We start from the raw sequence: 17093 nt of genomic DNA, 5'->3' as shown, positions 1-17093 counted from the left end.
AAGGATGAAGACTCTGTTCCGCACCAGGGCGGGGCGGTGGCTGTCGGCCGCGGCGCTGCTCGCGCTGTCGGCGCCGGCCATGGCCAGCACCCTCAACCAGAACGTGTCGTGGACCATCGACCGGGCCGGCACCAGCACCAAGTACCGCGTGGTCGCCTACGGCGATTCGATCTTCGCCGGCTACAACGGCTCGATCAGCAACGCGGCGCGCTATTCGGCGCCGACCGTGGACGCCGAGTACCTGTCGGCGCGCTGGAACGCCGACATCGAAAGCATCCGCCGGGCCAAGTCCGGTGCGGTCGCGCGCGACGTGTACGAGAACAAGATCGTGGCCGAGCGTTCGTACATGCAGGCCGCGTCCACGCGCGTGGTCAGCTTCGAAATGTGCGGCAACGACGGCCTGCAGGCGCGTTCGGCGTTCAAGTCGCAAACCGGCACCTGCGATTACAGCGGCCTGGATGCGGCGATCAACTCCTGCAAAACCTACGTGTCGGCGGCGATGGACTACATCAACGCCAACGCGCACGCCAACACCAAGCTCAAGGTGATCTCCAACCTGTACTACCCCGGCTACAACGCCGACAATGTGCAGAGCTCGTGCCGCGACGCCGGCACCGGTCAGACGGTCAACATGCGCGACCGCTTCCTGCCCGCGATCGCCAAGATGAACTACTGGATGTGCGAGTACGCGCGCCAGAAGGGCTTCAAGTGCGCGGACAGCTTCGCCCAGTACATGGGCGCGGACTACGACAGCAACGGCGACGGCCAGATCGACTCCGACGCGCTGCGCTACGTGGCCGGCGAGACCGAGTCCAGCTACATCACCCGGACCTCGGTGACGCTGCGTCCGACCTTGCGCGACGCCAACACCCACTTCGTCTCGTCCTCCAGTTCGTACGACTACATCCAGTCCGACGATACCCACCCGACCTACACCGGCGGCACCGTGTCGGCCGGCCTGTGGGGCGGCAGCACCGGCAGCGGCGCACCGCGCTACACCAGCTTCACCGGCGGCCGCAGCCCGATCTGGAACCAGTACGGGCACGAGCGCATGGGTTGGGCGCTGTCGGTCTACCAGCCGGCCACGCCCTGAGTCCGGTTTAGGCGGAGCGACGTACCGTGGCCGAGCACCGCCCCGCGCGTACCCCGCCGTCCCGAGCGGACGGCGAGGGTATGCGCGTGATCGCCAAGGCGCCGGCGGCGCGCCGCCGCTGGCTGCCCTGGACCGTGTGCGCGATGTTCGCGATCGCGGTGGCGGCGGTGGGTTGGTCGCGTTGGTCCGCGCGTGAGCAACGCAGCGACGGAGTTGCGGCGATCGCCGCTGCGGCGCAGCGCACGGCGGCGGCCAGCCGGAGCGACGGCCGCGCCGTTTCCGCGCAGCCCTCGTTGCGCAAGGCCTCGCTGCAGGACCCGCAGGACATGCCCAGCAACGATCCCGACGACCTGGCCAGCTACTTCCAGCCCGGCGATCCCGAGCCCACCGGCAAGCAGGTCATCGAGGCCCTGCAGCAGGCCGGCGTGCGCACGGGCCTGGGCGCGTTCAACCCGCCGGGAACCAGTCCGCCGTTGCAGGGACTGGCCGTGCCGGAAGGCTATGCGCTGCCCGAAGGCTATGTGCGTCACCACCAAGTCACCGACGAAGGCGTGCCCATCGAGCCGATGCTGATGTTCGCGCCCGACTTCGTCCTCTACGACCGCAAGGGTCGCCCCATCGCCATGCCGCCCGACCGGGTGGTGCCGCCGGAACTCGCGCCGCCGGGCATGCCGCTGCGGCCGATCCGGATTCCCCCGCGCTAAGACCGCGATACGGAGTGTTGCTTGACCCAGGAGCGGCTGTCCCCGTCCCGCTGGCGTAGCCTCGCCGGCCTCTTGCTCACCGCCGCGCTGTTGGGCCTGTACGCACTGGGCGGACCCGCCTGGGCGCTGGGCTTCGTCGCCTTGGTGCCTTGGCTGCTCACCCTGGGCGCCGACCAAAAGCCCCTCACCGTGGTGGTCAACGCCGCGCTGCTCTGCGTGGCGTTCACGGCCGCGGTGTTCCATTGGTTCGGCGCGGCCATCGGCGCCTACACCGGGATCGGCGCGGTCACGGGCAGCGTGGCCTTGCTGGTGCTGGCGCCGGTGCTGCAACCGCAATTCATCGCCTACGCGCTGGTACGGCAGTGGGCCGGGCGCCGCTATGGGCCCTTGTTGCGCGCCTTGGCCGCGGCGTCGGCCTGGGTGGCCTGCGAATGGCTGGTGCCCAAGCTGTTGGGCGACACGCTAGGGCACGGCCTGTATCCGTCGGCAGCGCTGCGCCAGGTCGCCGATCTGGGTGGCGCGGCGGGTCTCACGTTCCTGCTGTTGCTCGTCAACGAGGCGCTCGCCGTGGCGATCGAGCAGCGCCGCCGCGGCCCGCGCGTGTGGCTGCGGCCGATCGCGTTGAGTGCGCTGATCGTGGTGTGCATGACGGGCTACGGCCTGGCGCGGCGCGCGGCGTTGCAGGCGCCGCCCAGCGACGAGGCGGCGACGCTGCGCGTGGCCATGGTCCAGGCCAGCATCACCGACTACGAGCGGCTGCGCCGGGAAATGGGCGCCTACGCCGTGGTCCGGCACGTGCTCGACACGCACTACGCCTTGTCCTGGTCGGCGATCCGCGATCACCAGGCCGACGTGCTGCTGTGGTCGGAAACCGTGTATCCCACCACCTACGGCAGTCCGCGCAGCGAAGACGGAGCGGCGCTGGATCGCGAGATCCAGGGCTTCGTCGACGCGGCCGGGGTGCCGCTGGTGTTCGGCACCTACGACCTGGACGGGCAGGGCGAGTACAACGCGGCCACGTTCCTGGAGCCAGGAAAGGGCCGGTTGGGCAGCTACCGCAAGACCCATCCGTTCCCGCTGACCGAATACGTGCCGGCCTGGCTCGACGGCCGCTGGCTGCGCGGCGCGCTGCCCTGGACCGGCGGCTGGCGCGCGGGCGACGGCGCGCGCGTGCTGCCGCTGCGCAGCGCGGACGGGCGCGAGGTCAACGTGGTGCCGCTGATCTGCCTGGACGATGTGCACAGCGATCTGGCCATCGACGGCGCGCGGCTGGGCGCGCAGGCGATCCTGGGCATGTCCAACGACTCCTGGTTCACCGCCTATCCGCAGGGTGCGCGTCTGCACCTGTCGGTGGCGGCCTTCCGCAGCATCGAAACCCGGCTGCCGCAGGTGCGCGTGACCACCAACGGGCTCAGCGCCATCGTCGACGACACCGGCGAAGTACTGGCGAGCACGGCGATGGGCGACCAGGCGGTGCTGACCGCCTTCGTCAGCGCGCGCGATCCGGCGCCCACGCTGATGGTGCGCTGGGGCGACTGGGTGGGGCGGGCGGGCGCGGCGTTCCTGCTGGTGCTGGTGGCGCTGGCGGTGTGGCAGGCCGCGCGCCGGCGCGCGGCGGCCGTGCCGGCGCCGGAGTCGGCTATCGAGCTGGCGCTGCTCACGCCGTTCTGGCGCGCGCTCGCCGGCGCGCTGCGGCTGTGCGCCGGCGCGGGTCTGCTGTGGCTGGCCTGGGACATGCTGTGGCGCAGCGGCGTGCAGGTGCAGTCGCTGAAGCAACTCGCGTGGTATGCCATTGCGGTACTGGTGCCGCTGGCGGCGGCATGGGCGATCCTGCGCGCGCACGCGGCGCAGGCGCGCATCGAAGGCGCGACACTGGTGCTGGAGCAACGCCGGCAGCGGATCGAACTGCCGCTGGCCTCGCTGGCCGCCTTGCGGCCCTGGCGCCTGCCGCTGCCGCAGGCCGGCGCGGACCTGCGCCTGGCAGAAGGGCCGTTGTGGACGCGCGGACTGGCCTTGCGCCGGCCGTATTCGTTGCAGCGCCTGCTCGCTGCCGCCGGTGCCTCGCTGCGCTGGGAAGGGCGCTTCGCCGCCGCCTGGGCCGAATGGGCGCAGGCGCGTGCGGACGCGCGCCGGCGCCGGCTCGATCATCCGCTGCTGAAGTTCCTGCTGTTCCCGCTGCTGCCGGCGCTGGTCGCGTTCCGTCTGCACCAGGTCATCGCCTTCGGCGGGCCCTTGGGCGAGTACTACAGCTATGGCTTGGGCGCCTACCTCACGGCGGCGCTGATCTGGTGGGCCTCGTGGTCGCTGGGCCTGATGCTGTTCGCCGCCGCGCTGCGGATCGCGATCGAGACCATCGTCGTGCCGGCGGTAGCGCTGCGCTACTCGCAGGCGGGCGCCTTGCGCGATGCGCTGGAATGGCTGGGCCGGGTGACGTTCTACCTGGGCGTGCCGGTGTGGCTGGCGTTGCGTCTGCTATCGGCGGGATGAGCATGGCGCCCGCGCGGCGCTAGTGGCCGGGTTTCGCGCGTTCCGACCGCTGCCGCGCTTTCGCGTACGCGGCCTTAGCCTGGGCGGCGTCGCCCTTGGCCGCATAGGTCTCGGCCAGGCTGTCCCAGGCATTGGCCGAATCCGGGAAGAGCTGGGTGTTGAGCTCGAACACGCGCAGCGCGGGGTCCGGGCCCAGGTTCTCGCGGATGCTGTAGCCGCTGGCGTTGACGCTGCGTTCCAGGTCGGCGGCGCTCAGCGGGCTGTCGGCACGAAGCAACTGCGCGAACGCCTGGGCATCGCCTCGCACTGGCGCCCGCAAGGCGTAGCCGATCAGGGCCTCACCCAGCGCCTCGCGCGGAAACGCGTCCGGCGCGACCGCGGCCATCGCGCTGTCCAGCAGCACGCGCGACCACACTTTGCGGGCGCTGCCGTTGCTCAGGTAGACGAACAGATAGACGTCGCCGTCCAGCGAGCCGGTGTAGGCGATGCGCGCGCGCACGCGGGTGCCGCCATCGTGTCCCAGTTCGCGGTAGCGGCCGCTTTCGCCGTATTCCCAGCCGCCGGCGAAGCCGCCGCGGCGGCCGTCGCCCAGCGTGCGCGGCTGCCACAGCCGTTGCAGGGTGGCCTTGCCGACCAGTTCGCCCGCGCTCATCGCCTGCAGGAAACGGCCCAGGTCGTCGATGTCGGTGTAGAGCGCCGCGTGGCCGTAGGCGTAGCTGGGCCAGGGCGCGTCCGTCTCGGGCTGCAGGCCTCCGTCCTTGCCGGCATAGTTCGCGGCCACGCCTTGCTCAGGCAAACGGTCCGGGCCCAGCCAGGTGTGGCGCAGCTTGAGCGGGCGCAGGATGCGTGCGTCCGCGATCTGCGGATAGGGCTGGCCGTAGTGGCGTTCCAGCAGCGCGGTCAGCACCAGGTAATTGGTCTGCGTATACCGCGTGTCGTTGCCGGGTGCGAACTGCAGCGGCGTGTCGGCCAAGGCGGCGAACGCCGACGGCAGGTCCTTGGGAAACGGCAGCGCCGGCATCCCGGTGCGCGGATCGCGCGCGAAGTACTCCGGCACGCCGGAGCTGTGATCCAGGAAGTCGCGCACCGGGATCGGGCGCCAGCGCTGGGGCAGTTCGGGCAAGTAGGTCTGGATCGGCGCCTCCAGACGCACGGCGCCTTGCTCGACCAGTTGCATGAGCAAGGTGCTGACGAACAGCTTGCTCAGCGAAAACGAGGCGAACACATGCTCGGGCGTGGCGCGCTCGCCGCGCTGCCGATCGGCCAGGCCGTCGCTGCCGCGGAACAGCACCCGGCCGTTATGCGCGACCAGTACCGCCTGGCCGGCCACGCCGTAGCGCTGGCGGTTGAGCTCCATTTGCCGGGTCAGCGCGCGCGACAGCGCGCCATCGTCGGCGGCAGCGGCGCCGGGCAGCCACGACAGGCAGGCCAGCAACGCCCAGGCGCACAGCTTGGATCCCATTCGCTTTCTCTGCGGCGCCACGATCGGCCGCTCAGGCGCGCAGCATGCCACCGGCCTGCGACGCGATCGCGCCGCAGCGGCGGCGATGCGCCCAACCGGTCTCAACCGGTGCGACGCATCGCGGGTATCAAGGGCTAACGGCCGCGCCGCGCGCTGCCGCGAGGGGGCCGCATCAATGACCGTCGAGCAATTCGATCAGCGCGCGGCGCTTCTTGCGCGAGAGCTTGCGCATCAGGCCCATCAGCCGCAGTTCGTCCGGGTCGGAGTACTTGGTGGTCTGGTCGCGCACCGACAGCGACTTGCCCTCGATGGTGCCGCGGCCGGTGGCCAGCCATTCGAAGCTCACGTGCTGCTGCACCGAGATCGACAGCATGCGCTCCAGTTCGGGCAGGGCCAGGCCGATCAGCCATTTGCGCGCGGTCTCGCGGCTCACGCCGTAATACGAGGCCAGGGCGCCGGTGCGGGCGCGGCCCTTGGCGAAACCGGAGAAGTCCAGCGCCTGGTGCAGGCGGCGGGCGAATTCGTCGTGTGGGGCGTGGCTCATGCGATACCGCCCGTGCGTCCTGCCAGGCTATTGCGGTCGTCCTTCACCGGAGTGTCCATTCGATCCCGCGCGGGATAGCGCAACTCATTGTTGCGCATCTTGTGGACTGTAATCACAACTTTTAGGTGTTGTATTTAGCAACTTGTAGTGGCAATATTTTCGCCATGGACGACGATAGGGACATCGCCGCCGGAGCGCGCCCCGGGTTGTTGCAGACCCCGGCCTTGCGCGAAAACTCCGGCCAAAACCCGATACTGCGCTACATCGCCTGCTTCGCGACGGTGAGCGCTGCGGCCCGGGCCGCGGGTATCTCCACAGAAATGCTGCGTCAGATGCGCATAAAAGGCTTCGTTTCAACGCGCAACCGAGCCTTGCGCATGGCCGAGGCCTGCGGAGGACGCCTGGAGCCGGCCGAACTGATGGCGCTGCCGGCCCCGGCCAGGCGGCGCCGATGAACCGCTGGTTGCGGTTGTTCGCCGCCGATGATCGCGCCATCTGGGGCGTGGTGCAGGCGGCAGGCGAGGGCGGTGCGCTGCCGCCGCTGGCCGCGGCGGTGGCCGCCGGCCTGGCGGTGCTGGTGGCCGCCGCGGCCTTGGCCCTGGCGCTGTGGATGCGCCGGCAGCGCCGCGATCCCGCTCGGCGCATCGGGCGCAGCGGCCTGGCCTTGCTGGGCCTGGCGCGTGAGATCGATACCTACGCGCAGTCGCTGGAGCTCGCCGGCCACAGCGCCATCGAACAGCGGCGCTGGGCGCGGCAATGCCGGCGCCTGGCCGGCGAGCGCCTGGACTGCGTCAACGCCTTGATGCTGGAGGCGCTGCGGCGCGATACCGGCGCCTCGCGCTGAGCCGCGTCAACTGCCGCATCACGGTCGCGGCTTGTATGCTCGCCGCATGAGTGCCGCACCTTCGGGGGAACCCGCCGACCTGACCGCCCTGGCGCCGCGCCGCGGCTATCTGCTGGCCCTGCTGGTGCTGATCGGCGCGCTGATCCTGGTGTTCGTGACCTGGCGGGTGGCGCGCGAGCGCGAACTGCGTTCGGCCGAGTCCGAGTTCGTGGCCCAGACCGCGGTCATGACCGACCTGCTGCGCCAGCGCATGATCTATTACGAACTGGTCGCGCGCGGTGGCGTGTCGCTGTTCGGCTCGGTCGCGCGGCCCACGCCGCAGCAGTGGCAGGCCTACGTCGACGGCATGAACCTGCCGCGGCGCTTCCCGGCCATGATCGGCCTGGGCTTCGGCGGCTACGTGCGCAGCTCGCGCCTGCCCGAATTGCAGACCGAATGGCGCGAGGCCGGCTACGGTCTGCTGGAAGTGCGCCCTCGCGGTATCCGTCGCGACTACGGGCCCATCCTGTACCTGGAGCCGCGCACACCGGCCAATGCCGCGGCGATCGGCTACGACATGTATTCCGAGCCCACGCGCGCGGCGGCCATGCTGGCGGCGCTGGAATCGGGCCAGGCGCGGCTCAGCGGCCCGGTGCGGCTGATCCAGGACGACGCCAACGAAAGCCTGGGGTTGCTGCTGTACCTGCCGGTGTACCGCGGCGGCGACCGGCCGCAGTCGGTGGACGCGCGCCGCACCTCGATGCAGGGCTGGGTGTACGTGCCGTTCCGGATGAAGCGCTTCGTCGAAGCCTCGATGGGCACTGCTTTCAGCGAAGAGCGTTTTCGCGTCTACGACGTGACCGACGGCTATCCGCGGCTGCTCTACGCCAGCGTCAACGGTCGCGGCGAGGCCGAGACCGACCGCAATGCGCCGGCGTTCAAGCTCAGCACCACCCTGGACGCGTACGGGCGCAACTGGCGCATCGATTTCGAATCGCCGGCGCAGGCGCGCGCGGCGCCGCGCCTGGCCAGCCTGCAGAACATGCTGGCGCTGGGCCTGTTCGCCTCGCTGCTGCTGTACGCGGTGGCGCTGACCCTGGCCCGCACCGAGGACCGCGCGCGCAAGATCGCGGTGCGCATGACCGAGGATTACCGCCGCAGCGAAACCCGTTTCCGCAGCGCGATGCGCTACTCGGCGATCGGCAAGGCGCTGCTGGACAGCGAGGGCCGCATCGTCGAGGCCAATCCGGCGCTGGTGGCGATCGTCGGCAATAGCGAGGAGTCGTTGCTGGGCACGCGCTTCGACGCGCTGTTCGAGACCGACGACGCCGAACTGGCCGGCCACGCCCACGGCCGCACCGACACCGACGGCGTGCACCGCGCCACCCGGCGCCTGCACCGCGAGGACGGGCTGGTGCGGCAGGTGCAGCTGACCTATGCGCCGGTGCCGGGCAACGTGGGCCAGGACATCAGCGGCCTGGTCCAGGTCGAGGACGTGACCGAGCGCCTGCGCGCGGAAGCGCGCGTGCACGCGCTCAACCGCACCCTGGAGGCGCGCGTGGCCCTGCGCACGCGCGAGCTCAGCCAGGCCAACCAGGAGCTGGAGGCGTTCGCCTACAGCGTCTCGCACGACCTGCGCGCGCCCCTGCGCGCGATCGAGGGTTTCAGCCGCATTCTGGTGGAGAAGCACGCGCCGCAGCTGGACGAGGCCGGCCGCGGCTACCTGGGCCGGGTGCGCAAGGCGGCCGGGCGCATGGGCGAGCTCATCGACGCGCTGCTGCACATGTCGCGCCTGACCCGCAGCGAGCTGCGCCTGGAGCGCGTGGACCTGGCCAAGCTGGCCGGCGAGATCGTCGAGGAACTGCGCGCGGGCGACCCGCAGCGCAACGTCGAGGTGACGATCGCGCCGGCGCTGTCGGTGGTGGGCGACGCGGCGCTGTTGCGCAACCTGCTGTCGAACCTGTTGGGCAATGCCTGGAAGTTCACCCGCGGCAACGCGCGGGCGCGCATCGAGTTCGGCGTGCACGCCAATGCACAGGGGCTGCCGGAGTACTACGTGCGCGACAACGGCGCCGGTTTCGCCCAGGAATACGTGGGCAAGCTGTTCCGGCCGTTCCAGCGCCTGCACACCGACGAGGATTTCCCCGGACACGGCATCGGCCTGGCTTCGGTCAAGCGCATCGTCGAACGCCACGGCGGCGCGATCCGCGCCGAAGGCGTGGAAGGGAAGGGGGCTACGTTTACTTTCACCTTGCCGGGCGAATGAGCGCGTCGCTCCACCGCCGGGTAGGAGCGGCGTGAGCCACAACCGCAAATCCGCAACCACGGCGAATGCTGCGATTGCCCCTGTAGGAGCTGCGCAAGCTGCGACCGCGAATCCACAGTCGCGATCAAGCCCTCGGTCGGCGTGGGTCTGCTCTGGCGCCTTGGGGTAGGAGCGGCGTGAGCCGCGACCAGCTCCGAACTCGCGGAGGCCTGGCGCTGCCTGCTCCCAGCTTTGGGGTAGGAGCTGCGTGAGCTGCGACCGCGACCCCGCGATTACGACGAACGCTCCGATCTCTGTGGGATCTGCGCCTTCTGTAGGAGCGGCGTGAGCCGCGATCAGCTCCGAGCTCGCGAAGGTGTTTGGGTGTGCTGGTCGAAGCAATGGCAACAGCTTCCGTCCGCAAGCGGCCGGGTCACTTTATTTTGATAAGCGTCAAAAGAAAGTAACCAAAGAAAAACGCTTCCCCAGAGCTCCCGTGCGAGAGCGGAGCGGGCGCGGGGATTTTTCGATGGCACATCCTGTGCCAGCGAAAAACGGCGCACCTCCTGTGCGCCGCCCTCCGGGTCTTTTATTGGTGTGGCGAGTTCGGTGCCCGAGCTAGGATCAAGTGCATTCGCTGCGCTCACCCCCTCACCCTAGCCCTCTCCCGCAAGCGGGAGAGGGGACACATCCGACGCCGCTTTGCTTTAGCCCCTCTCCCGCTTGCGGGAGAGGGGTTGGGGTGAGGGCGCGCGCAACAGCAAATCGCGGCGTTCGCCATGCTTCGAATTCCGGCAAGGCGCCGATGCCAGGGCATGTCCCTAGCCTCAAGCGTCCCGATTGTGCCGCCGCATCACCCGCTGCTTCTCGCGCGCCCAATCGCGTTCCTTGCTGGCTTCGCGCTTGTCGTGGGCCTGCTTGCCCTTGGCCAGGGCGATTTCGGCCTTGACCTTGTTGCCCTTCCAGTACAGCGCGGTCAGCACCACGGTGTAGCCGTCGCGCTGGACGCGACCGATCAGGTTGTCGATTTCGCGCCGGTGCAGGAGCAGCTTGCGGCTGCGGCGTTCTTCGGCCACGACATGGGTGGAGGCGGAGATCAGCGGGGTGATCTGCGAGCCGTACAGGTACATCTCGCCGTCGCGGATCATCGCGTAGGCGTCGCCGATGTTGGCGCGGCCGGCGCGGATCGCCTTGAGCTCCCAGCCCTGCAGGGCCAGGCCGGCCTCGTAGCGCTGCTCCAGGTGGTAGTCGTGGCGCGAGCGCTTGTTCAGCGCGATGGTGCCGCCGGCGCCGCCCTTTCCTTTATCCTTGCCGGCCTTGTTGTTTGCATTCTTAGCCATCGCGCCATTGTCACAGAAGCGGCGGGGCGGGCATAGGGAACCCTGCCGCGGTCCCCGTTCCGCCGCCTCCGCCGTCCTTCCCGCCCACGTTCGCCGCCCGTACCGATGACCACGATCCGACGTTCCGCCCTGGTCGAGCACTCCGCCGCGCGCATGTTCGCGCTGGTCAACGACGTCGCCGCATACCCGCGCCGCTTCGATTGGTGCGACAACGCGCAGGTGCTGGAATCCAGCGAATCGCACATGGTCGCGCGGCTGGACCTGGGCCTCGGCGCGCTGCGCACCTGGTTCACTACCCGCAACACCCTGGCGCGGCCGCACCACATCGACCTGAAGCTGGTCGACGGTCCGTTCCGCCAGCTCGGCGGGCGCTGGGAGTTCCACGCCCTGGACGAGTCGGCCTGCAAGGTCACCCTGACCCTGGAATTCGAGCCGGCGGTGAAGCTGCTGGGCCCGGCCATGGCGCTGGGCTTCCAGAGCCTGGCCGACCGCATGGTCGACGATTTCGTACGCGTGGCCGATCGCGGTGACGAGGCGTGAAGATCGAGCTGGTCCGGGCTTGGCCGCGGCGCTACGAATCGCGCCAGTTGGACCTGCCCGAGGGGGCGACCCTGGCCCAGGCGCTGGCCGCGGCCGGCTGGGCGCAGGATGAAGAGACGGTGGCCTACGCCCTGCACGGCGTGCGCGCCACGGCGGAGACGGCGCTGCGCGACGGCGACCGCGTCGAGCTGCTGCGGCCGCTGCTGGCCGACCCCAAGGATGCGCGGCGCCGGCGCGCGCAGGCCAAGGCCGACGCGGACGGCAGCCGCAGGGGCTGATGGCGGGGCAGGGCACGCTAGCCGCCCCGACCCAGGCCGCGCAAACGAAAACGCCGGCGTCGGGCGCCGGCGTCGTCTCGTTCGGACGGGGCCGCGGCCCCGGCGCGCCTCAGCGGCGGCGCTTCTTGTCCTTTTCCTTGGCCAGATTGCGGCCGAACTGCTTGGGCGCGGCCTTGGCGATCTGCTCGTCCTGCTCGGGGAAGTAGTCGCCCTCCCAGCGGACCAGGCTGTCGTTTTCGAAGAACAGCACCAGGTTCTTCATGTCGGTGCGGCCCAGGCGGCCGGTGCGCTGGGTGGCGGTGTAGTCCCAGCGGTTGTGGTGGAACGGGTCTTCGATCGAGGGGCTGCCCAGCAGCAACTGCACCTGCTGCTTGCTCATGCCGGTCTGCAGCTGGTCGACGGCGGTCTTTTCCAGCAGGTTGCCCTGGTAGATCGGCTGCTTGTAGAGGATGCCGCAGCCGGAGGTGATCAGGGCAATCGAGAGTACGAGCAGGAGCTTGCGCATCGTGTGCGGGGACCTATGTCTGCGACGGGCAGGGAGCGGAGCGGTAAGGGGCCGATGATACACTGAAGCCCGAACCGACAATGGGCGGGCCGGCGCGCACGGCCGCGCGTTCATCCGCCGTTCCGGCCCGCACCGCAGCACGCGGCGCGGCCGGACGCCCCAGCACGCAACGAGGGACATCCAGATGGAATCGCAGGATCTGCGCAACGCCGGGCTCAAGGTCACCCATCCGCGCATGCGGATCCTGGAGCTGCTGGAGCAGTCCAAGCCGCGCCACATGACGGCCGAAGACATCTACCGGATGCTGCTGGAAAAGGGCGAGGACATCGGCCTGGCCACGGTCTACCGCGTGCTGACCCAGTTCGAGTCGGCCGGCCTGGTGCTCAAGCACAACTTCGAGGCCGGGCAGTCGGTGTACGAGCTGGACCGCGGCCATCACCACGACCACATGGTGGACATCGAGACCGGCAAGATCACCGAGTTCGAGAGCGTGGAGATCGAGGAATTGCAGCGCAAGATCGCGGCCAAGCACGGCTACGAGATCGAGGAGCATTCGCTGGTGCTGTACGTGCGCAAGAAGCGCTGAGGGCGGGGCGGCGATGCTGCCGCCCGCACCCGCACCCGGATATCTGGACGCCGCTGATGTCAGCGGCGTTTTTGTTTTCTTTGGGGGCGCCGCTTGGCTGGCGGGTTCGGCGCGAGACGGTGACCTCGTGTGCCCTCACCCCAACCCCTCTCCCGCACGCGGGAGAGGGGCTAAGAGCAGCGGCGTCGGATGCATCCCCTCTCCCGCTTGCGGGAGAGGGCTAGGGTGAGGGGGTGAGCGCAAAGCGCGAATGCTCTTGATCCTCGCTCGGGCGCCGAACTCGCAGCCCCAACAGAAGACCCGGAGGGCGGCGCGCACAGGAGGTGCGCCGTTTTTCGCTGGCACAGGATGTGCCATCGAAAAATCCCGGCGCAAACTCCGATCTCGCACGGGAGCTCTGGCGAAGCGTTTTTCTTTGGTTACTTTCTTTTGACGCTTATCAAAAGAAAGTGACCCGGCCGCTTGCGGACGGAAGCCGTTGCTGTTGCTTCTAAGCAAGAGCAACAGCCAAAGCAAATCCCCCTCAATCCCCCTTTTTTTCAAAGGGGGAAGACAAGCAAAGGCGGAAGCAGAGAAACGAGGGTTGCGGCGTAGCTGCGGATTCGCGGTCGCAGCTTGCGCAGCTCCTACAGGGGTAGGCGCAGTTTTCGTCGTGAGCGGGATCCGTGGTCGCGGCTTACGCCGCTCCTACCCCAAGGCTGAAGCGGCCGTCAGTCGACGTCGGCCAGCAGGCGCTTGGCCGCGGCGCGCACTTCCTTGGTCAGTTCCACGCCGCCCAGCATGCGCGCCAGCTCTTCCTCGCGCTGCTTGGGGTCCAGGCGCTGGACCAGGCTCTGGGTGACCCCGTCGCTGGCCGACTTGCTGACCCGGTAATGCGCATGCCCCTGCGCCGCGACCTGCGGCAGGTGGGTCACGCACAGGACTTGGCGGCTGGCGCCCAGGGCGCGCAGTTTCTGGCCGACGATTTCGGCCACGGCGCCGCCGATGCCGGAGTCGACCTCGTCGAAGACCATGCTGGGCACCGCGTCCAGGCCCAGGGCCGCGACCTCGATGGCCAGCGACACGCGCGAGAGTTCGCCGCCGGAGGCGACCTTGCGCAGCGCGCGCGGCGGCTGGCCGGGGTTGGCGGCGACCAGGAATTCCACCCGTTCGGCGCCCTGCGGGTCGGGACGGTCCTCGCCTATGGGTTCCAGGGCGATATCGAAGCGGCCGCCGCCCATGCCCAGTTCGGCGATCAGGGCGGTGGTGGCGGCCGACAGTGCGGTGGCGGCCTCGCGGCGCGAGCCGGTGAGGGCGTCGGCGGCGCGGCGCCAGGCCTGGGCGGCGGCGGCGATCTCGCCGTCCAGGCGGGCCAGGCGTTCGCCGGCGCCGCGCAGCAGTTCCAGTTCGGCGGCCAGGCCGTCGCGGTGCGCGGCCAACTGCTCGGGGGCGACGCGGTGCTTGCGCGCGAGCTCGTGCAGGCGGCCCAGGCGCTGTTCCAGGGTGTCGAAGGCGGAGGGGTCCAGGTCCAGGTCGTCGCGCACGCGGCCCAGCAAGGCCAGGGCCTCGTCGATCTGAATGGCGGCGGCGTCGAGCATGGCGTCGACGTCGGTCAGCCGCGCCTCGTGCTCGGCCACGCGCTGCAGCTCGCCGCGCACCTGCTGCAGGGCGCGCGACAGCGAAGGGCCGTCCTCGCCGCCGAGGCGGGCGAAGGCGGCGTCGCAGGCGGCGATCAGGCCGGCGGCGTGGGCGTGGCGCTTGTGGTCGGCGAGCAGGCGCGCGATCGCCTCGGGCTCCAGGGTTTCGCGCTCCAGCTCGTGGTACTGGTGCTCCAGCCAGCCGATGCGCTCGGACACGTCGCCCTTGGCGATCAGCGCCTCGCGCTCGCGCAGCAGCGCGGTCCAGCCGCGCGCGGCGGTGTCGACCGCGGCACGGGCGCCGTCGTTGCGGGCGTAGGCGTCGAGCAGGGCGAGCTGGCTGCCCTTGGCCAGCAGCGCCTGGTGTTCGTGCTGGCCGTGGATCTCGACCAGGCGCGAGGCCAGGTCGGCGAGCTGGCCCAGGGTGGCGGGGCGGCCGTTGATCCAGGCGCGCGAGCCGCCGTCGGCGCGGATCACCCGGCGCACCTGGCAGGCCTCGTCCTCGTCCAGCTCGTTGTCGCGCAGCCAGGCGGCCGCGGCGGCGGAGTGCTGCAGCGAGAACTCGGCCACCAGCTCGGCGCGGTCGGCGCCGTGGCGGACCACGCCGCTGTCGGCGCGCAGGCCGGAGATCAGGCCCAGGGCGTCGACCAGCAGCGACTTGCCGGCGCCGGTTTCGCCCGAAATCACGGTCAGGCCGGGGCCGAAGCTGAGTTCGGCGGCGCTGACCACGACGAAATGCTTGAGGGACAGGTGGGTGAGCATGCGGCGATGGCGTTGTGGAGCCGCGATTGTGCCGGGTCGCGCAAGACCGGGCTAGCGGCGCAGGGCGCCAATCTGGGTCGGATTCGTCTCCGTGGCTGAGACGGAAAATTCCTACCTGCCGCCGCCGCGGGCCCGAACCCGCTTGCGTGCGCCGCCGGGCGTGCTTATATCGGCAGCACGATGAGCCGCCGCCCTTCCGACCTGAGCCTGGACCCGCGCGCGCGGCAGCTGCTGCGCACGCTGATCGGGCGCTACATCCACAGCGGCGAGCCGGTGGGTTCGCAGACGCTGGCGCGCCATGCCGGCCTGGACGTGAGCCCGGCGACGATCCGCAACATCCTGTCCGACCTGGAAGACGCCGGCCTGCTCAGCGCGCCGCACACCTCGGCCGGGCGCGTGCCCACCGCCCAGGGCTACCGGCTGTTCGTGGACTCGCTGCTGCAGGTGCGGCCGCTGCCGGACGGCGAACTGGCGCGGCTGCGCAGCGAGCTGCCGGCCGGCACCGGCACCCAGGCCCTGCTGGGCAGCGCCTCGGAGCTGCTGTCGGCGATGACCCATTTCGTCGGCGTGGTCAGCGTGCCCAAGCGCGAGCAGTTCGCGTTCCGGCGCATCGACTTCGTCGCCCTGGACGCGCAGCGGGTGCTGGCGATCCTGGTGCTGGCCGACAGCGACGTGCAGAACCGCATCCTGCAGACCCGGCGGCCGTTCGAGGCGAGCGAGCTGGAGCGGGTGGCCAATTACTTGAACACCCATTTCGCCGGCCGGCCGGTGGCGGAAATCCGCGCCACCTTGCTGCACGAGCTGCGCAGCGCGCAGTCGGAGATGGCCGCATTGCTGGCGCAATCGGTGGAGCTGGCCGAGCAGGCGCTGGCGCCGGAGCCGGACGACGACATGGTGCTGGCCGGGCAGACCCGGCTGATGGGCGTGCAGGAGCTGTCGGACCTGGAGCGCCTGCGCGAACTGTTCGAGGCCTTCGCCCGCAAGCGCGAGATCCTGCAGTTGCTCGAGCGCACCGTGCATGCGCCGGGCGTGCGCATCTTCATCGGCGAGGAAACCGGGCTGGCGCCGCTGGAAGGGGTGTCGCTGGTGACCGCACCGTACACCGCCGGCGGCCGCGTGCTGGGCGTGCTGGGCGTGATCGGCCCCACCCGCATGGCTTACGACCGGGTGATTCCGGTGGTGCAGGCGGCGGCGGATGCGCTGGGGGATGCGTTCAAGGCCGATGGCTGAGTGCTTGTTGGCTTTGGGGTAGGAGCGGCGTGAGCCGCGACCGGTGGCGCGCAGAGGATCCGCAACCGGGGTTTCGCCCAGAGCGGTGTCTTGCGCTGCAGGCCGTTGGGTCGCGGTCGCGGCTTACGCCGCTCCTACCCCAAGGCGGGGCGATAGTGGCTACGGGCGCGCCATTTCGGTGGTACTGGCACCCATCGTCCCAAAAACGTATCGGATCGCGGCCGCTCGCCGCCGTTGCCGCACGTTCGGCGCAGATCAATGCCGTTGTCGGGCCCTGCGCCCTTGAACGCGGGCGTTGGGGCCCCAATAGCTGCCCGGTCGCGGACGTACCGCCCAGGACCCAGCATGAACCAGCACGATCCCCATTCCGACGCCCCCCTAGACGGCCCCGACAGCGCGGCCGAACTCAACGAGGCCGACGGCCTGCGCGCCGAGCTGGCCAAGGTGCGCGACGAGGCGCTGCGCGAGCGCGCCGAACTCGACAACCAGCGCAAGCGCCTGGCCCGCGACATCGACATGGCGCGCAAGTTCGCCAACGAGCGCCTGCTGGGCGACCTGCTGCCGGTGATCGACAGCCTGGAAGCCGGCCTGGCAGCGGCCGGCGGCGATGCCGGCGCGCTGCGCGAAGGCATGGAGCTGACCCTGCGCCAGCTGCTCAAGGTGGCCGCCGACAACGGTCTGGTGGCGGTGGATCCCGCCGGCCAGCCCTTCAACCCCGAGCATCACCAGGCCATGAGCATGGTGCCGGCACCGGGCGTGGCGCCGGGCCACGTGGTCCAGGTCTACCAGAAGGGTTGGCTGCTCAACGAGCGCCTGCTGCGCCCGGCCCTGGTCGTGGTCAGCCAGGACGCCTGAAGCGGTCATTAGGGCAGGGGCCC

16 protein-coding genes are annotated in these 17093 nt (G+C 70.2%); 11 read left to right on the top strand and 5 right to left on the bottom strand.

Annotated elements, in window-relative coordinates:
* The first annotated feature begins 4 nt into the window (after positions 1 to 4).
* The 3 genes from DX914_RS05945 to lnt all read left to right on the top strand — a co-directional run bounded on the left by DX914_RS05945 (position 5) and on the right by lnt (position 4284).
* On the top strand, positions 5 to 1093 hold the full coding sequence (locus DX914_RS05945) for an SGNH/GDSL hydrolase family protein (protein WP_115858106.1): 1089 nt from the start codon (positions 5 to 7) through the stop codon (positions 1091 to 1093).
* A gap of 80 nt (positions 1094 to 1173) precedes the next feature.
* The gene (locus tag DX914_RS05940; RefSeq protein WP_115858105.1) at positions 1174 to 1797 is read left to right on the top strand and encodes a hypothetical protein; all 624 of its coding nucleotides are present in this window, start codon (positions 1174 to 1176) and stop codon (positions 1795 to 1797) included.
* Between the two features lie 72 nt (positions 1798 to 1869).
* A complete protein-coding gene (gene lnt / locus DX914_RS05935) occupies positions 1870 to 4284 on the top strand; it encodes an apolipoprotein N-acyltransferase (RefSeq protein ID WP_196778832.1) in 2415 nt (804 codons plus the stop codon).
* 19 nt (positions 4285 to 4303) lie between these two features.
* Here lnt and DX914_RS05930 read toward each other — a convergent pair whose 3' ends face one another.
* Entirely contained in the window at positions 4304 to 5746 is a 1443-nt protein-coding gene (locus DX914_RS05930; protein ID WP_115858103.1) for a serine hydrolase domain-containing protein, read from the bottom strand.
* A gap of 172 nt (positions 5747 to 5918) precedes the next feature.
* Positions 5919 to 6290, bottom strand: coding sequence for a helix-turn-helix domain-containing protein (locus tag DX914_RS05925; RefSeq protein WP_115858102.1), 372 nt, complete (start codon positions 6288 to 6290; stop codon positions 5919 to 5921).
* A 164-nt stretch (positions 6291 to 6454) separates the two neighbouring features.
* Here DX914_RS05925 and DX914_RS05920 point away from each other — a divergent pair, with 164 nt between their 5' ends.
* The 3 genes from DX914_RS05920 to DX914_RS05910 are packed head-to-tail and all read left to right on the top strand — an operon-like array spanning position 6455 to position 9379.
* Complete coding sequence (locus DX914_RS05920; protein WP_115858101.1) at positions 6455 to 6745, top strand: hypothetical protein; 291 nt, start codon at positions 6455 to 6457, stop codon at positions 6743 to 6745.
* Entirely contained in the window at positions 6742 to 7134 is a 393-nt protein-coding gene (locus tag DX914_RS05915; RefSeq protein ID WP_115858100.1) for a hypothetical protein, read from the top strand. Before DX914_RS05920 ends, DX914_RS05915 begins: the two co-directional genes overlap by 4 nt.
* Positions 7135 to 7180: 46 nt before the next feature.
* On the top strand, positions 7181 to 9379 hold the full coding sequence (locus tag DX914_RS05910) for a CHASE domain-containing protein (RefSeq protein WP_115858099.1): 2199 nt from the start codon (positions 7181 to 7183) through the stop codon (positions 9377 to 9379).
* A gap of 806 nt (positions 9380 to 10185) precedes the next feature.
* On the opposite strand, the gene smpB is transcribed toward DX914_RS05910, so the two are convergent.
* Entirely contained in the window at positions 10186 to 10698 is a 513-nt protein-coding gene (smpB, locus tag DX914_RS05905) for an SsrA-binding protein SmpB (protein ID WP_115858098.1), read from the bottom strand.
* A gap of 105 nt (positions 10699 to 10803) precedes the next feature.
* Here smpB and DX914_RS05900 point away from each other — a divergent pair, with 105 nt between their 5' ends.
* Complete coding sequence (locus DX914_RS05900; RefSeq protein WP_115858097.1) at positions 10804 to 11238, top strand: type II toxin-antitoxin system RatA family toxin; 435 nt, start codon at positions 10804 to 10806, stop codon at positions 11236 to 11238.
* Positions 11235 to 11516 (top strand): RnfH family protein, encoded by a 282-nt coding sequence (locus DX914_RS05895; RefSeq protein ID WP_115858096.1) that lies wholly within the window; start codon positions 11235 to 11237, stop codon positions 11514 to 11516. The genes DX914_RS05900 and DX914_RS05895 overlap by 4 nt, the downstream gene beginning before the upstream one ends.
* Before the next feature lie 109 nt (positions 11517 to 11625).
* On the opposite strand, the gene DX914_RS05890 is transcribed toward DX914_RS05895, so the two are convergent.
* Entirely contained in the window at positions 11626 to 12021 is a 396-nt protein-coding gene (locus tag DX914_RS05890) for an outer membrane protein assembly factor BamE (RefSeq protein WP_115858095.1), read from the bottom strand.
* A gap of 184 nt (positions 12022 to 12205) precedes the next feature.
* On the opposite strand from DX914_RS05890, the gene fur reads away from it, so the two are divergent.
* The gene (gene fur, locus DX914_RS05885; RefSeq protein ID WP_115858094.1) at positions 12206 to 12607 is read left to right on the top strand and encodes a ferric iron uptake transcriptional regulator; all 402 of its coding nucleotides are present in this window, start codon (positions 12206 to 12208) and stop codon (positions 12605 to 12607) included.
* A 710-nt stretch (positions 12608 to 13317) separates the two neighbouring features.
* Here fur and recN read toward each other — a convergent pair.
* A complete protein-coding gene (recN, locus tag DX914_RS05880; RefSeq protein ID WP_115858093.1) occupies positions 13318 to 14985 on the bottom strand; it encodes a DNA repair protein RecN in 1668 nt (555 codons plus the stop codon).
* Between the two features lie 180 nt (positions 14986 to 15165).
* On the opposite strand from recN, the gene hrcA reads away from it, so the two are divergent.
* Both hrcA and grpE read left to right on the top strand, forming a co-directional pair.
* Positions 15166 to 16215 (top strand): heat-inducible transcriptional repressor HrcA, encoded by a 1050-nt coding sequence (gene hrcA, locus DX914_RS05875; protein WP_115858092.1) that lies wholly within the window; start codon positions 15166 to 15168, stop codon positions 16213 to 16215.
* A 345-nt stretch (positions 16216 to 16560) separates the two neighbouring features.
* The gene (gene grpE / locus DX914_RS05870) at positions 16561 to 17070 is read left to right on the top strand and encodes a nucleotide exchange factor GrpE (protein WP_115858091.1); all 510 of its coding nucleotides are present in this window, start codon (positions 16561 to 16563) and stop codon (positions 17068 to 17070) included.
* Positions 17071 to 17093: the final 23 nt, after the last annotated feature.

The organism is Lysobacter silvisoli, assembly GCF_003382365.1.
GTDB lineage: Bacteria > Pseudomonadota > Gammaproteobacteria > Xanthomonadales > Xanthomonadaceae > Lysobacter > Lysobacter silvisoli.
The sequence above is the reverse complement of the archived record's forward strand: the minus strand, read 5'-3'. Positions and strand labels throughout refer to the sequence as shown.

Bases quoted from the DNA above. Each gene is read 5' to 3' on its own strand.
- DX914_RS05945 (WP_115858106.1), top strand. From the start codon at position 5: ATGAAGACTCTGTTCCGCACCAGGGCGGGGCGGTGGCTGTCGGCCGCG.
- DX914_RS05940 (WP_115858105.1), top strand. From the start codon at position 1,174: ATGCGCGTGATCGCCAAGGCGCCGGCGGCGCGCCGCCGCTGGCTGCCC.
- DX914_RS05930 (WP_115858103.1), bottom strand. From the start codon at position 5,746: ATGGGATCCAAGCTGTGCGCCTGGGCGTTGCTGGCCTGCCTGTCGTGG.
- DX914_RS05925 (WP_115858102.1), bottom strand. From the start codon at position 6,290: ATGAGCCACGCCCCACACGACGAATTCGCCCGCCGCCTGCACCAGGCG.
- DX914_RS05920 (WP_115858101.1), top strand. From the start codon at position 6,455: ATGGACGACGATAGGGACATCGCCGCCGGAGCGCGCCCCGGGTTGTTG.
- DX914_RS05915 (WP_115858100.1), top strand. From the start codon at position 6,742: ATGAACCGCTGGTTGCGGTTGTTCGCCGCCGATGATCGCGCCATCTGG.
- DX914_RS05910 (WP_115858099.1), top strand. From the start codon at position 7,181: ATGAGTGCCGCACCTTCGGGGGAACCCGCCGACCTGACCGCCCTGGCG.
- smpB (WP_115858098.1), bottom strand. From the start codon at position 10,698: ATGGCTAAGAATGCAAACAACAAGGCCGGCAAGGATAAAGGAAAGGGC.
- DX914_RS05900 (WP_115858097.1), top strand. From the start codon at position 10,804: ATGACCACGATCCGACGTTCCGCCCTGGTCGAGCACTCCGCCGCGCGC.
- DX914_RS05890 (WP_115858095.1), bottom strand. From the start codon at position 12,021: ATGCGCAAGCTCCTGCTCGTACTCTCGATTGCCCTGATCACCTCCGGC.
- fur (WP_115858094.1), top strand. From the start codon at position 12,206: ATGGAATCGCAGGATCTGCGCAACGCCGGGCTCAAGGTCACCCATCCG.
- recN (WP_115858093.1), bottom strand. From the start codon at position 14,985: ATGCTCACCCACCTGTCCCTCAAGCATTTCGTCGTGGTCAGCGCCGCC.
- hrcA (WP_115858092.1), top strand. From the start codon at position 15,166: ATGAGCCGCCGCCCTTCCGACCTGAGCCTGGACCCGCGCGCGCGGCAG.
- grpE (WP_115858091.1), top strand. From the start codon at position 16,561: ATGAACCAGCACGATCCCCATTCCGACGCCCCCCTAGACGGCCCCGAC.